Genomic DNA, 15,669 nt, shown 5'->3' on the forward strand with positions numbered 1-15,669 from the left:
TCATTTGCATAGTAAAACAGCGTCTCGGCGAAAGGAGCGGAGACGCTGTTTTTGTGTGCCGGCCTATTTTCTCTTATCGGCATTCCAATCCAGTATAATGCCCGTGTCCGGGTCGATTTCAAATTCGTAATACATCGTGCCGGTGAAAAGCCGTCCTTCATAGCGCGGCGCACCGTCGTCGGACTCGCGCCAGATCTGCACGTCCTGCGGCGAAGCGCCGGGAACCTTGGATAAGACGATGTCCTTCGCTTCGTCTATGGAAACGGGATGCCTGTCCTGACGGCGGGCCCATTCGTCCTTGACTTCGTAATCGGAGCCGACGATGTCTCCGCTGCGTATGTCGATTTCAAAATCGTAGTCGCCGTAATCCGTTTCAAATTCCACGTCGTATACGGGAATGGAGGCGTCCCTGTCGCGGTCTATTTTTACGTTGTACGCCTGATTCGCAGAAACACCGGCATGGTCCAAGGCGATGGACAGGGCGTCATCGGTGCTGATGTCGGCGGCGCGCTGTTGCTGCGATGCGGGAGCTGGCTGCTCTGCCGGCTTTGCCGCCGCAGATTCCGCCGTCTGGCCGCAGCCGCTCAGGGAGAGCAGGGCGGCCAAGGCCAGGAGACAGCAGGCAATAGTGCTTCGATTCATGATCATTCCTCCTCGTCAACATATACTTTTATTATAGCCCTATAGGGAAAAAAGACAATGCGTATACAGCAAAAGGCCGCAGCATCGGTTAGGGTGCTGCGGCCTTTCTTGTCCTAGTCTTAGTTAGTTGTCTTCGTGGCGGCGCATAGGCGTGAAGGTAAATTCACTGCCGTCGAAACCGATGGCGACGGTATCGCCTTCGCGTACTGTACCGGCGATAATGTCGTGGCTCAGCGCCGTTTCTACCGTATGGGTAATGAGGCGGCGGAGAGGACGGGCGCCGAACTGCGGGTTGAATCCCTGATCGCCCAGGGCCTGCAGCGCTTCATCGCTCCACGTAAGGTGAATCTTAACCTGCTTTTCCAGCCGTTCGCCCAGGCGTTCCAGAAGGATGGAGGCGATATCTTTGACCTGTTCTTTCTGCAGGGCCTTGAAGACGACGATGTCGTCGACACGGTTGAGAAATTCCGGGCGGAAATACTGTTTCAGCAAGTCGCGGACCTTTTTGTCGGCTTCTTCAAAATTCTGCGATTCGAGGATTTCATGAGAGCCTAAGTTGCTGGTCATGATGATGATGGTGTTCTTGAAGTTGACGACCCGGCCCTTGCCGTCAGTCAGCCGGCCATCGTCGAGAATCTGCAGGAGGACGTTGAAGATGTCTGGATGGGCCTTTTCGATTTCGTCGAGGAGGATGACGCTGTAGGGACGGCGGCGGACGGCTTCGGTCAGCTGGCCGCCTTCATCGTAGCCGACGTATCCCGGAGGCGCCCCGATGAGGCGGGACACGGTGTGTTTTTCCATGTATTCGGACATATCGATGCGGATGATGTTCCGTTCGTCGTCAAAGAGGGCTTCGGCCAGGGTTTTGGCAAGTTCGGTCTTGCCGACGCCTGTCGGGCCGAGGAAGATGAACGAGCCGATGGGGCGGTTCGGATCCTTGATGCCGGCGCGGGCCCGCATGATGGCGTCGCTGACGACCTGGACGGCCGCATCCTGGCCGACGACTCGTTTATGAAGGGTTTCGTCGAGGTGGAGCAGTTTTTCCCGTTCGCCGGTGAGCATCTTGGTGACGGGGATGCCTGTCCAGCGGCTGACGACCTGGGCGATGTCTTCTTCACCAACCTCTTCTTTTAAGAGCTGCGAATCCTGATGTTCTGCCAAATAGGCTTCCTGGTCCTTTAGCTTTTGTTCCAGTTCAGGCAGCTTGCCGTATTTTAATTCCGACGCCTTGGCGTAATCGTAGTTGTGTTCCGCTTGTTCCATCTGGCCTCTGACGGAATCGATTTCCTTTTTGATGGCCTGCGTGCGGAGGATGGACTGTTTTTCTTCATCCCACTGGGCTTTGAGCTGGCTTTCTTTTTCTTTCAGTTCGTCTTTTGTTTCGACGATTTTGGCCAGCCGTTCTTTTGAAGCTTCGTCCGTTTCTTTCGTGAGCGATTGTTCTTCAATTTCCAGCTGCATGATCTTATGGCGCAATTCGTCGATAGGCGTCGGCATCGATTCGATTTCCGTGCGCAGCTTGGCGGCGGCTTCGTCGACTAAGTCGATGGCCTTATCGGGGAGGAAGCGGTCGGAAATGTAGCGGTCCGACAGTACGGCGGCGGCTACGAGGGCCTTGTCGCGGATGCGGACGCCGTGATGGATTTCATACCGTTCTTTCAGGCCGCGGAGGATAGTAATCGTGTCTTCTACGTTCGGCTGGTCGACCATGACGGGCTGGAAGCGCCGTTCCAGGGCGGCGTCCTTTTCGATATACTTCTGGTATTCGTTCAGCGTCGTCGCGCCGATGCAGCGCAGGTCGCCGCGGGCCAGCATCGGTTTCAAGATGTTGCCGGCGTCCATGGAGCCTTCAGACGCGCCGGCTCCTACGACCGTATGGATTTCATCGATGAACAGGAGAATCTGGCCGTCCGATTTGGCGATTTCGTTTAAGACCGATTTGAGCCGTTCTTCGAATTCGCCGCGGTATTTGGCCCCGGCAATCAGAGAACCCATGTCGAGGGAGTAAAGCGTCTTATTTTTCAGCGATTCCGGTACGTCGCCGCTGACGATGCGGCGGGCCAGCCCTTCGACGATAGCCGTTTTGCCGACGCCCGGTTCGCCGATGAGGACAGGGTTGTTTTTGCGGCGGCGCGACAAGATTTCGACAGTACGGCGGATTTCGTCGTCGCGGCCGATGACCGGGTCCAGCTTGTTCTGGCGTGCGGCCGCCGTCAAGTCGCGGCCGTATTTTTCCAGGGCCTTATAGTTGCCTTCGGGGTTGTCCGTATTGACGTTGCTCTTGCGGTTGGCCTTAACGGCGGTCATAATGTTGTTTTTCGTCAGGCCGAATTCGCGGCACAAGGACTGCATATCGTCGCTGCTTTCTTCGACGATGCCCATGAGGAGATGTTCCGTGCTGATATAGTCGTCGTGCATGGATTCCGCCAGCTGCTGGGCTTTGCCTATGACCCGGACCATTTCCGTCGACATGGACATTTGGCTTTGTCCTTTGACGGAGGGAATCTTTTTCAGCATTTGTTCCAAACGGGCCTGTAGCATGGGCAAATCCGTATGGCATTCGGAGAAAATCGTGGAGAGAAGACCTTCCGGTTCCTTTACGAGCCCCATGAGCATGTGGACGGAAGAAATTTCCTGATTATAGTGCAACGCGGCGATTTGCTGGGCTGACTGAAACGCGTCGATTACTTTCTGCGTGTATTTTTCGTTTCCCATAATAAGACCTCCTTATATTACAGGCGATTCATAACGTAATATGGTGTGCGAGTATTTGTATATGCTCAAGTATCATTATACCTATAAAAGTCAAAAAGTCAATAGAACAAAAGATAAAAACGAAGAAGATCTATCTTGACAATAAAAAATCCCTTCCGTACAATGCCAATAGGATGATAAAGAAGGGGTAGTATATGAAAGAAGAAAATCTCTTGACCTTGGAAAAGCAGGCCTTTCAGGGAGACGTGGAAGCGCAGTGCCGCCTTGGCGACGTATATTTTTTCGATGGCGATGAAGACGACTTAGCTCGGTCTGTCTATTGGTACGGCATGGCGGCCCGCCGCGGTTGGGCCGAAGGACAGTATAACCTGGCTTATCAATACGAACAGGGATTAGGCGTGCCGCAGGACTACGAACGGGCCGGCAGCTGGTATAAGAAGGCGGCTCTGCAGGGACATGGGCCGGCGGCTAATAATTTGGGACATTTATATGAAATCGGCTGCGGCGTGCCCCAAGATTATAGGGAGGCCCTGTTTTGGTACGAACAGGCCGGACGGAGCGGCGACGCCGACGGGCAGTGCAACGCCGGCATCATGTATCAATTTGGCTATACCGGCGAGGCCGATTACGAGCAGGCAGCCTATTGGTATGCCCAGGGCGCAGCTCAGGGCAATTTTATTGCCCAAAATAATTTAGGATATTTGTATGAAATGGGAAAGGGCGTCGAAAAGGACGAGGCGAGGGCGGCAGCCCTATATGAGCAGGCGGCCTTTGCCGGCGACGGGCCGGCGCAGAATAATTTAGGCCAGCTGTACCGCGACGGCCGCGGCGTCGCTCAGGATTTGCAGCAGGCGGCGTATTGGTTTGCCTTATCGGCTGCCAGCGGCTATACGGAGGGAATCAAGAATTATATACATGCCTTGGAGCATGGCGAAGGCGTGCGGCAGGATACGCAACAGGCCGCCTATTGGCAGAGTATGCTCCATGATTTAGAAAAATAGTAAGCGGTCTGTGCTGAATTTAAACTATACAATGCCGCTATTAAGAGAATCATGCCTACGGCAGTGTTAAGGAAAATAAATATAAAATAATAACAGGCTGATGCAGAGAATCTATGGATGCTGCATCAGCCTGTTTGTCATTACATTAAATTAAGATGTTGATGAATAGCATGAGAATCGACGCGTTGACCGGGTCGATGATGAGCGAACCGATGAGGGGGATGACGAAGAATGCCGTCGGCGCCGGACCGAAGAGCTCCGTCATAGCCGTCATATTGGCGATGGCGTTCGGCGTTGCGCCGAGGCCAAAGCCGCAGACGCCTGACGACATGACGGCCGCTTCATAGTTCCGGCCCATAGTGCGGTAGACGATGAAGTAGGCGAACAGGGCCATGAAGACGGTCTGCGTCAGCAGGAGGACGATCATCGGAAGGGCCAGCGCGCCGAGCTGCCATAGTTTCAGGCTCATGAGGACGCAGGTCAGGAAAATGGTCAGCCCTAAGTTGCCGAGTACCTCGCTTTCCCGCTGGTATACGGGATAGACGTGGGTGAAGTCGGCAATATTCCGGATGACGGCGGCGACGAGCATAGAGCCGATGTAGGCCGGGAAGACGAGGCCGACGCTGACGAAGAAATTGCTGACTAACGTGCCCAGGCCCATAGCTAAAAAGAGGTGGGCCATGGCGTTCATGAAGCGGTGATTGTTAATCGTCTGGCCTGATTTTTGTTCCTGCTCGATGGCTTCATGGGCTTTTTCTTTATCAGCTGCGGCGGCTTCCAGCTTTTCTACTTCCGGCTGCGCCGCGGCCGGGTCGAGGCGTTCTGCAGCGGCGCTGCTGTGCAGGTCGAATTTATGGACGAGGCGTTCGCCGACTGGGCCGCCGATGATGCCGCCGGCGACGAGACCGAAGGTAGCTGCGGCGACGGAAATAGTCGTGCCGTTTTCAAGGCCTATTTTTTCCAGAACCGGGCCGAAGGCCGCCGACGTAGCGTGGCCGCCGACGAGGGGAATCGAACCTGTCGCAAGCCCCATGAGGGGATTCAAATCGAAGACGCTGGTCAATCCTACGCCGATGATATTTTGGCAGAGAATCAAAACTGTCGTGATTACGGCCATCTTGAATACGAGGACGCCGCCTCGCTTGATCAGGCTTAGGCTGGCCGTGTAGCCGACGCTCGTAAAGAAAAGCATCATGCAGATATTCTGCATCGTCGTGTCCTGCTCATACGTCCAGATTCCGTTCGTGTACAAGACGCAGTTGAGGATTGCAAATAAGATGCCGCCGACTACCGGAGCCGGAATACAATACTTGCGGAGAAAGCCCAGCTTGACGCGCAGAAACACGCCGACGTAATATACGATGATGGCGGCCGCCAAGGTTTGATAAATATTTAGATTTAACGATATCCCCATGCTGCAAAACCCCTTCCAATTCCCTGATTATAAAATTTGATTTTGGGATATGAAATAAAAATAATAACATAGTACATCATAGCAAATTTTTGCAGAATATACAAATATTAATGCGGACTGCATGGGAAGAAAAAAGATTACTGGCGAAATATGGACTTTTTCATGGAAGGCGAGGCGTAATAATCTTTCAGGCCGCCGCGGCCGGACGGCGAGCGGAAGCACAGGGATTGTATATCGGTGCTCCGCATATCGTACTGGATCATTCGCTGCCCGAAGGGCGAAAGGCGGTTCAGGCCTGTCCGCAGCCTCGTAATGATGGGGATTTCTTTTTTCGCTTCCTTTAAGACGGACGCGCCGAGGGGCGACAAGGCCAATACACGGCCGTATTGGGGCCCTTCGAGGTAGGCTTTTTCCATATCGGCGCGGCTTACGGCAAGGGCCGTATAGGCTCCCATGCGGCGCAGGCGGCTGTAGGCGTAGCGCTTCGTCTTCAAGGCGTCGAGCGCTTCCGGCCAGGACGTCGATTGCAGAAGGCAGCGTTGCCAGCGGTTTTCCAGGCCCTCCGAAAAGGCCGGCAAGGCGAGGAGTTCCTGCGGCGAGAGGAGGCGGCTGCGGTACAGGATGCAGTCGCCGTAGCGGCTGTAGTCGGCGTATTGGCCCTGAGAAAGGAGACGGCCTATGTCGGCCAGCTCCTTTGCTGGAAGATACGGCGCGGCATCTTCAAGGCGGCCGGCCTGCAGCTCGCGGCGAATCGCCGAGGCGCTGGCAAAGGGGCCGGTTAAGTCTGCTCCGTCATGTTTTCCTTGCCGGAGAATGGGGACGAATTCGAAAGACGGCGCGTAGCGATGAATCGCCTTGACGTATTCCAGGGCCAGCAGGGCGTTCGGCTCGCCGAGGAGCGCCGCCGTTTCCGGCGTAGTCTGACTGGCCGTGGCCTGGCTGACGTACTGGCCGTAGGTCAGCCCTGTTTGGCCGGGGCGGAAATCGTCGAGGACTGCAAGGGACGCCTGGGCGAGGCGATGAAAATCGTCGGCCGTACCGTCTTCTACGCCGCAGGACAGATGGGTACAGCCGAGGCGGGCCGCCAGCCGGACGGCGCCGGCGGCAAAGCCTTCGGCGCTGGACAAGGCGTAGAGGGCCGGCAGCTCGACAACGCAGTCGGCGCCGCCGTCCAATGCCCAGGACGCCCGGGTCCATTTATCGAATAAGGCCGGCTCGCCGCGCTGGACGAAAGAGCCGCTCATGACGACGACGATCGGCGCGCTGCTGCCGAAACGGCTGCGCAGGGTGCGAAGCATATAGTGATGGCCGTTGTGAAAGGGATTGTATTCTGCAATGACGGCAATGCGGTTCATAATAGTCTCCTTTATCTGACGTTTGAGTTTCTAATGTATTGTTTATTATATACTACGATGAAGGGCGATTGAAATAAAAAATAGAGTAGAATAATATGGCTAATATGCTTGTATAAAAGGCATGACAGGAATTCATGATTGTCCTCATATTTCCCTTTTTATCAAAAGCGGAATATGCTATAATGAACGTAGTCTGGAGAAAGCATAAAATTAGGTGGTTGTATGATGAAACGATGGAAAACCTTATCTGTTGCGGCGATGACGGCGGCGGCAATGCTTCTGGCCGGCTGCGGCGGCGCTACGATGATGGAGGAATACAGCTTTGGATACGCCCAGCTGAAGGCCGGCGATTCGGAAGTATATCTCCTGAGTCCCTTTGATTTAGCCCATGTCAGACGGCAGGGCAGCGGCGCCATGATGTATGTCAACAACGACAAGCACCTGAATCTGATCGTGATGTCGGAGCCTGCCGGTGAAATGACGCCGCAGATGGCAGCCGAGCGCGACGTGGCCATGCTGGAACAGACGCCGGATATTTCGGATCTGCAAACGAAGATCACTCCGACGACAGCCGGCGGAAGACCGGCCGTGAAAGGGGAGTATACGTACCGCGAACCCCTGAACGGCCAAGTATCCGATCTCGTCGTACAGAGTCTCTTCTTTGAAGATAACGGTCAAATTTGGCACGTCATGTACATGTACCGTCAAGGCGACGGCATGGGACAGGAAGTGACCGAGTATATTTTTGGCCAAATAAAATAATTACAGAAAATGAAAGAGGGTAAATTGCATGATCGTATTGGTTGTAAACTGCGGAAGCTCGTCCTTGAAATACCAGTTGGTAAACATGGACAATGAAGAAGTCATGGCAAAAGGGGTTGTCGAAAAAATCGGCTTGTCCGATTCTTTGCTGACCCATAAATGGAATGGCCAGAAAAAAGAAATCCAGCAGTCTATTCCGGATCACCAAGTTGCTGTTAAGCTCGTATTGGATATTTTGACAGACGCAGAATGCGGCGTCATCAAATCGATGGATGAAATTGATGCCGTAGGCCACCGTGTCGTTCACGGCGGCGAAGAATTCGCCTGCTCGACGCTGATTACGGACGAAGTCATGAAAGCCCTGGAAAAATGCTCCGCTATGGCTCCGCTCCACAATCCGCCCAACATCATCGGCATCAACGCCTGCAAAGCTATTATGCCGAACGTTCCTCAGGTCGGCGTATTCGATACGGCCTTCCATCAGACGATGCCGGCGAAAGCTTTCATGTATGGCCTCCCGTATGAATTATACAAAGAAGACGGCATCCGCCGCTATGGCTTCCACGGCACGAGCCATCGCTATGTAGCCGGCCAGGTTGCGAAAGTAATGGGCGTACCTGTCGAAAAACTGCGCATCATCAACTGCCACTTGGGCAACGGCTCTTCCCTGGCAGCTATCAAATACGGCAAATGCGTCGACACGACGATGGGCTTTACTCCCCTGGCAGGCGTACTCATGGGCACGCGCTGCGGCGATATCGACCCGGCTATCGTCCTCAACGTCATGGATAAGCACAACTTGTCCACGAAGGAAATGGACGCTCTCATGAACAAAAAATCCGGCGTTCTCGGCATTTCCGGCGTTTCCAGCGACTTCCGCGATCTCGGCGACGCAGCGTCCCAGGGCAACGAACGGGCTCAGCTGGCGCTCGACATGTTCCACTATCAGGTTCGTAAATTGATCGGCGCGTTGGCTGTTGCCATGGAAGGCGTCGACGTCATTACCTTTACGGCCGGCGTAGGCGAAAACGGCATTGAAGACCGCGCCGCTATCTGCCAGGGCTTGGAATTCCTGGGCGCTAAATTGGATCCCGAACGGAACAATGTCCGCGGCAAAGACACGCTGATCAGCACGGACGATTCTACTGTCAAGATGTACGTCATCCCGACGAACGAAGAAATCATGATTGCCCGCGATACGAAAGACATCGTATCGAACCTCTAATAGGGTATATCTGGCGTCGGCCGGAAGGCGCGTCTGCTGCATGTAGTTTTTAACGCAACGTAAAACAGGGGCTGGGAGCAGGGTAGAGGGAGTTAGATTCCCCTATGTTGCTCCAGCCCCTATTTTTAATGAGGTGACACGATGAAGCTGTTATACTGGGACATAGACGGCACGCTGCTGAATACGGGCAGGGCCGGATTATACGCTATAGAAGAAGTCTTCCATACCATGCAGGGCGAAGACGCGGCGGTGCCGCCTATTTCTGCCGGCGGCCGGACGGACAATTACATCTGCCAGCAGCTGCTGTATAAAGCGACGGGCCGCATGCCGACAGATGAAGAAGTGAGCTGGTTTTGCCGGGAATATGAAAAGAAGCTGATGAAATGGCTTAAAGTCAAGCGGGAAGAAAGCGTGATCTTTGAGCCCGTCCGCGATATTTTGGCTTTTTTTGCCGACCGGCCGCCCTTTAAGCAGCTGCTTCTTACGGGAAACAGCGTCCACGGCGCGCGCATGAAGCTGGATTTTTTCGGCTTGTCGTCCTATTTTGATTTCGACCATTCCGGCTTTGCCTGCAATTTTTACTATCGCGACGATTTAGCGCGCCACGCCTATGGGCTGGCTAAGGACGCCTGGGGCGACGCGGTGGAAGAAATGTATGTCATCGGCGACACGCCCTATGATATCCAGTGCGGCAAGGCCATCGGCGCGAAGACTATATCCGTCGCGACAGGCCATTATTCCTGTGAACAGCTGGCTCATCATGAACCGTGGAAGCTCTTGCAGACGCTTCCAGGGCCGGAAGAGTTTTTAGACCTTCTCGAATCGGAATAGGAGGACGCTGATGGCTAAAACGAAGATCCGATACGTATGCGCTAACTGCGGCAGCGTGTCCAGCCGCTGGCTGGGCCGGTGCCCCCAGTGCGGAGAATGGAATACGATGATGGAAGAACAGGCTGTGCCTGAACCGCCTAAAGGCGTCGGCGCGCGGCAGGGCAAGGGGGCGAAGCCGGCCTTGCTGCAGGATATCGCCATGGAACAGATGAGCCGCGTCCGGACGGGCATCGGCGAATTGGACCGCGTGCTGGGCGGCGGCATCGTGCCGGGAGCGCTGATCTTGCTGAGCGGCGACCCCGGTATCGGCAAATCGACCTTGGTGCTGCAGATTGCCGATGCCGTGTGCCGCCATGCCGGCGCGGTGCTGTACGGCTCCGGCGAAGAATCGGCCGGACAGATTAAGGTGCGGGCGGAACGATTGGGAATTACGGCTTCCAATCTCATCATACAGGCCGATACGTCTCTCGACGCCGTACTGCAGGAAGCAAAGCGACGCCGTCCGGTGCTGCTGATCATCGATTCTATCCAGACGATGTACAGCAGCGACGCCGACGGCATGCCGGGCAGCATGACTCAGATACGGGAAAGCACGCGGCGTCTCATGGAATTTGCCAAGACGGAGTCCATTTCGGTCATCGTCATAGGCCATGTCACGAAGGAAGGGGCGATTGCCGGACCGCGCATGATGGAACATATGGTAGACGTCGTCCTGTATTTTGAAGGCGAGCGGAATTATCAGTTCCGCGTGCTGCGGGGAATCAAAAATCGCTTTGGGTCGACGAACGAAACGGGATTGTTTACGATGGAAGAAACGGGGTTGTCCGAATTGACTAATCCGTCGCAAATGCTCCTGGCCGAGCGGTCGGCAAATCAAGCCGGCTCGGCTGTCGCCGCCGTCATGGACGGCATGCGGCCCCTTTTAGGGGAGATTCAAGCCCTGACAACGCATTCCGTTTTTGCCGTCCCGCGCCGCACGGCGTCGGGCATGGACTATAACCGGCTGATTATTCTGCTGGCCGTGCTGGAAAAGCGCGTCGGCCTGTCTTTGGGCACGCAGGACGTGTATATCAACAGCGTCGGCGGCCTGCGCGTCACGGAAACTGCCGCCGATTTAGCCGTCGTGCTGGCCGTTTTTTCCAGCCTGCGCGACGTGCCGATGGACAGCCGAACCGTCGTCATGGGTGAAGTAGGCCTGACCGGCGACATACGGCGCGTGCCCCATGCCTTGCGGCGCATCAAGGAAGGCGTGAAGATGGGGTTCCAGACCTTTATCATTCCCAAGGGAAATCTGGATGAAATCAAGGAAGGAGCTTTCCCGCAATGCCGGATTATCGGGGCGGCGACGCTGCGCGACGCGATACAGGCGGCGTTTACAGCGACGTAGAAGCCTGCACAACCCATTCGCTGGGCCAAGAGAGGGGCTTCGTCGGGAAAAGTTTATCCTTTTGTAAAAAAATTGTGATGTCCCTGTTATTTTTGTGGTTTATTATTAAAAAGTGTGATATAGTTATGTAGTTATCGTAAATCATACACGGTGAAAAAGGAGGTGCGGCACAATGGATGTGGAACGTACGACTGGTACGAACGAAAAGGGAAAGGAACGGCGTACAAAGAAATTTAACGGCGGCAAGATTACCGATAATATCATGAGAGGCGTTATCATGCTGATCATGGCCGTGGTCTGCGTCATGATTTCCGATCAAATTATCGCGACGCCTTACTTCAGCGCGGAAATTGAAGTGAGATTTTTTCACGGCAGCGTTTTCGGCATTACGCTGCTTACCGTTATCGCTTATATCATAGGCGTCGTCCTGGGGGTAGCGATTGGCTATCTCATTTCTCCCTTTGTCCTTCATTTGATTTGGAAGATCATTCACCGTATCGAATCGGGAATGAGCGATTTCGAAAGCCAGGACCTGATAGTCGGAACGCTGGGTTTGCTTTTTGGACTTATCATTGCTAATTTAATTGGGCTGGCGTTTGCCCGACTGCCTATTATCGGCGCTTACGGTCCTATCGTGTTCAGCATCGTGTTCGGATATGCCGGCATGAGCATTGCTATCCGCAAACGGGCTGATATTTTGGGGCTAGTCGGTTCTATCCGCCTGGGAAAACAGAATAAAGAGCCGAACGTCAAGCGCCAGCACAATGAGTTTTCCGGAAAGCTTCTCGATACCAGCTCGATTATCGACGGCCGCATTGCGGAAATCTGCAGCACCGGATTTCTGGAAGGGCCGCTGCTGGTTCCGGTCTTCGTCCTGGAAGAGCTTCAGCTCATCGCCGATTCGTCGGATTTGCTCAAGCGGAATAAAGGACGCCGGGGCCTCGATATTTTGAAGCAGATGCAGGAAGACAACTACGTCGAAGTCAGGGTTATCAACGATGATTTCAGCGATGTCCAGGGCGTCGACTCCAAGCTCGTGCGGCTGGGCCGTCAGATCAACGCCAAGGTCGTGACGAACGATTACAATCTCAATAAGGTAGCCGCCCTGCAGGGCGTCGTCGTCCTGAATATCAACGATTTGGCCAACGCGCTGAAACCGGCCCGTATTCCCGGAGAGCAGATGGAAGTCTATATCGTAAAGGCCGGGAAGGAAGAAAATCAGGGCGTAGCATACCTGGACGACGGCACGATGATCGTCGTTGAAAATGGCCATAAATATATCGGCAAAAACGTTCCTGTCACAGTGACGTCGGTGCTGCAGACGTCGGCAGGCCGGATGATTTTTGTAAAAATTACGGATGAGTAGGTGAATTTTTTGAAAGTATCTGTTATCGTCGTAGCCGCCGGTTCAGGCCGGCGTTTTGGATATGAGCGGAATAAGCTCTTTTATCCATTATGCGGCAAACCGGTGCTGGCGCATACGCTGATGCACGTTTTTTCGGCTTCGTCCGTCGACGAGGTCGTTATCGTCAATGCCGAACGGGATCATGAGGATATCGTATCCATCGTCGAGTCTCTCCACCCATCCATGCCGGTGCGGTATGCCTTAGGCGGAGCGGAGAGGGAAGATTCCGTGTACAATGGGTTAATGGCGACGAGCCGCGACGCCGATGTCGTCATGGTTCACGACGGCTCGCGTCCTTTTGCCGGGCCGGAATGGTACGACAACGCCGTCGGGGTTATGGCCAAAGCCAAGGCTGCCGTTTACGCCATTCCCGTCAAGGATACGGTAAAGGAACGGGAAATTGCCGGCGGACAGGGGCTGCAGACGGTGCGGACCCTGGACCGGAGCCGGCTTATTGCTGTGCAGACGCCGCAGATATTTCACCGCGACGTATTGATACAGGCTCACGAGTACGCTAAAGAGCACCATATCAGCGGAACAGACGACGCGTCTTTAGTGGAAGCTTTGGGAGAAAAGCTCTTTATTTTGCAGGGCGACGAGCGGAATCACAAGGTTACGACGATGGATGACGTGCCTATTCTGGAATTTTATATGAACGGCCCGACGGAACACCGCGTCGGCAGCGGCTACGACGTCCATCCCCTGGCGGAAGGGCGGAAGCTCGTATTGGGCGGCGTAGAAATCCCTTTTGAACGGGGACTGGCCGGCCATTCCGACGCCGACGTGCTCGTTCATGCCGTGATGGACGCCTTGCTCGGAGCGGCAGGACTGAAGGATATTGGCACGTATTTTCCCGATTCAGACGCAAAGTTTAAGAATATATCCAGCCTGCTGCTGCTGGAAAAAGTGCGGCAAATCCTGATTGAAAACAGCTGCCGGGTTATCAACGTCGACGTGACGCTGATGGCGCAGCGGCCAAAGATCAAAGATTACGTGCCGCGCATGATTGAAAATATTGCCGGAGCTCTTCAGATAGACGAAGCTGCCGTGTCGGTCAAGGCGACGACGACGGAACGGCTCGGCTTTGTCGGCAAGGAAGAGGGCATGGCCGCCCAGGCTGCGGCGATGGTCCTGAAATATAGAAATAAATAGCATTTTATGGGAGGAATTGTTCATGACACAAGAAGTTCGCGTTCGTTTTGCGCCGAGCCCGACAGGCCCGTTCCATATCGGCGGTGCTCGTTCGGCGCTGTTCAACTATTTGATGGCTAAGCATACGAACGGCAAATTCGTAGTACGCATTGAAGATACAGACAGAAAGCGTTCGACCAGCGAGTCGGAAGAAAATATCAAGGAAGCCTTGAAATGGCTGGGCATTACGTGGGATGAAGGCATCGACGTCGGCGGCCCGGACGGACCGTACCGTCAGACGGACCGCCTGCCGATTTATCAGAAATATACGGAAAAACTGCTGGCCGAAGGAAAGGCCTACTATTGCTTCTGCACGCCTGAAGAATTGGAAGCGGAAAAGCAGGAACAGATGAACCGCGGCGAAACGCCTGTATACAGCGGAAAATGCCGCAATCTGCCGAAGGAAACGGTAGAGCAGTATTTAAAAGAAGGCCGTCCCTACGTCATCCGCGTCGTGACGCCGAAGGATGAAACGCTGGAATTCGATGACCTCGTCCGCGGCCATGTGGCCTTTGATTCCAATAAGGTCGGCGATTTCGTCATCGTCAAGTCCGACGGTATTCCCGTCTACAATTACTGCGTCGTCATCGATGACGCCCTCATGCGGATTACCCACGTCATCCGGGCGGAAGAACATTTGTCTAATACGCCGCGCCAGCTCGTCCTGTACCATGCCCTGGGATTCCCCGTGCCGACCTTCGCCCACGTATCGTTGATTTTAGGGGCCGATAAGAAAAAGATGAGCAAACGTCACGGCGCTACGTCGGTGCAGCAGTACCGCGATATGGGCTATCTGCCTGACGCGCTGGTCAATTTCCTGGCCCTTCTCGGCTGGACGCCGGACAGCGATCAGGAAATCTTCAGCCGTGAAGAACTGAATCAGCAGTTCTCCTTAGACCGCGTAGCGAAGAATCCGGCCGTATTCGACATCGAAAAGCTGAATTGGATTAATTTCCATTATATGAAGCAGCTCACCGCCGATCAGCTGCTGGCCCTCTGCCTGCCCCATCTCCAGCAGGCCGGCTATGCCTCGCAGGAACCGGACGCCGCTGAGCTGTCCTGGCTGAAGGACGTCGTTTGGGCGATGCGCGAGCACGTCCAGTACGGCGCGCAGATCGTCGATGCCGTCCAGGTATTCTTTACGGAAGACTATGCTCCGGAAAATGAAGAAACGGCGGCCGTATTGAAGGAAGAAACGGCTCCGGCTGTGCTGACTATGTTCCGCGATGAGCTGGCGGCTCTGGACGAAGTAACGGCCGACACGGTACAGCCCTTGTTCAAGAAGATTCAAAAGGGCCTGAAGGTCAAGGGCAAATTCGTATACATGCCTATCCGCGTCGCCATTACCGGCGTGATGCACGGCCCGGACCTCAACGTCATCGTCGCCCTCATGGGCCGCGATAAAGTGTTGAGCCGGTTGGAGCAGAGCGGTTTGCTGAACCAATAAGGGCTTGACAGATTAGGGAATATTCGCTAATATAAGTAGCACATAGTAATAAATAATGTATATCTAAATGCAATGACCAAAATGATTTGCAGACGAGCGCTACAGAGAGAACGGGCCTGGGCTGAGAACCTGTTTAGATGGCAGAAGCTGCAAAGATGCCTTTGCGAGCAGATCAGGTGAAGCTAGTAATCTGGTCCGGATGCACCCGTTATGTGCTTTGAGATTATGGCGATGCCATAAAAACAGAGTGGAACCACGGGCCACCGTCTCTGTAAAGGGATGGCGGCCTTTTTG

The 15,669-nt window shown here is 54.4% G+C and carries 12 protein-coding genes; 8 read left to right on the forward strand and 4 right to left on the reverse strand.

What is annotated here, in order from left to right; genetic code table 11:
* Window positions 1-63: 63 nt before the first annotated feature.
* Entirely contained in the window at window positions 64-642 is a 579-nt protein-coding gene (locus tag DKB62_RS10625) for a PepSY domain-containing protein (protein WP_162860310.1), read from the reverse strand.
* Between the two features lie 123 nt (window positions 643-765).
* Window positions 766-3,357 carry an ATP-dependent chaperone ClpB gene (gene clpB / locus DKB62_RS10630; RefSeq protein WP_087476934.1) on the reverse strand — a complete coding sequence of 864 codons (2,592 nt, stop codon included), beginning with the start codon at window positions 3,355-3,357 and terminating at the stop codon, window positions 766-768.
* A gap of 194 nt (window positions 3,358-3,551) precedes the next feature.
* Here clpB and DKB62_RS10635 point away from each other — a divergent pair, with 194 nt between their 5' ends.
* Window positions 3,552-4,358 (forward strand): tetratricopeptide repeat protein, encoded by an 807-nt coding sequence (locus tag DKB62_RS10635; protein WP_107196635.1) that lies wholly within the window; start codon window positions 3,552-3,554, stop codon window positions 4,356-4,358.
* Between the two features lie 145 nt (window positions 4,359-4,503).
* On the opposite strand, the gene gltS is transcribed toward DKB62_RS10635, so the two are convergent.
* Complete coding sequence (gltS, locus tag DKB62_RS10640) at window positions 4,504-5,772, reverse strand: sodium/glutamate symporter (RefSeq protein ID WP_232818839.1); 1,269 nt, start codon at window positions 5,770-5,772, stop codon at window positions 4,504-4,506.
* Between the two features lie 137 nt (window positions 5,773-5,909).
* Complete coding sequence (locus DKB62_RS10645; RefSeq protein WP_087476936.1) at window positions 5,910-7,127, reverse strand: tRNA(Met) cytidine acetate ligase; 1,218 nt, start codon at window positions 7,125-7,127, stop codon at window positions 5,910-5,912.
* Between the two features lie 222 nt (window positions 7,128-7,349).
* On the opposite strand from DKB62_RS10645, the gene DKB62_RS10650 reads away from it, so the two are divergent.
* The 7 genes from DKB62_RS10650 (at window position 7,350) to gltX (ending at window position 15,375) form a co-directional block, all read left to right on the forward strand.
* Entirely contained in the window at window positions 7,350-7,889 is a 540-nt protein-coding gene (locus tag DKB62_RS10650) for a hypothetical protein (protein WP_232818840.1), read from the forward strand.
* A 28-nt stretch (window positions 7,890-7,917) separates the two neighbouring features.
* Entirely contained in the window at window positions 7,918-9,114 is a 1,197-nt protein-coding gene (locus DKB62_RS10655; protein ID WP_087476938.1) for an acetate/propionate family kinase, read from the forward strand.
* A 141-nt stretch (window positions 9,115-9,255) separates the two neighbouring features.
* The gene (locus DKB62_RS10660; RefSeq protein WP_107196636.1) at window positions 9,256-9,945 is read left to right on the forward strand and encodes an HAD family hydrolase; all 690 of its coding nucleotides are present in this window, start codon (window positions 9,256-9,258) and stop codon (window positions 9,943-9,945) included.
* A gap of 10 nt (window positions 9,946-9,955) precedes the next feature.
* Window positions 9,956-11,332, forward strand: a complete 1,377-nt coding sequence (gene radA, locus DKB62_RS10665) for a DNA repair protein RadA (protein ID WP_107196637.1) — start codon at window positions 9,956-9,958, stop codon at window positions 11,330-11,332.
* A gap of 172 nt (window positions 11,333-11,504) precedes the next feature.
* A complete protein-coding gene (locus tag DKB62_RS10670; protein ID WP_087476941.1) occupies window positions 11,505-12,698 on the forward strand; it encodes a PIN/TRAM domain-containing protein in 1,194 nt (397 codons plus the stop codon).
* Entirely contained in the window at window positions 12,699-13,889 is a 1,191-nt protein-coding gene (gene ispD, locus DKB62_RS10675) for a 2-C-methyl-D-erythritol 4-phosphate cytidylyltransferase (protein WP_232818841.1), read from the forward strand.
* Between the two features lie 22 nt (window positions 13,890-13,911).
* Window positions 13,912-15,375: a glutamate--tRNA ligase gene (gene gltX, locus DKB62_RS10680; protein ID WP_107196638.1), complete on the forward strand. Its 1,464-nt coding sequence runs from the start codon at window positions 13,912-13,914 to the stop codon at window positions 15,373-15,375.
* Window positions 15,376-15,669 lie beyond the last annotated feature (294 nt).

Source organism: Megasphaera stantonii, assembly GCF_003367905.1.
Lineage (GTDB): Bacteria > Bacillota > Negativicutes > Veillonellales > Megasphaeraceae > Megasphaera > Megasphaera stantonii.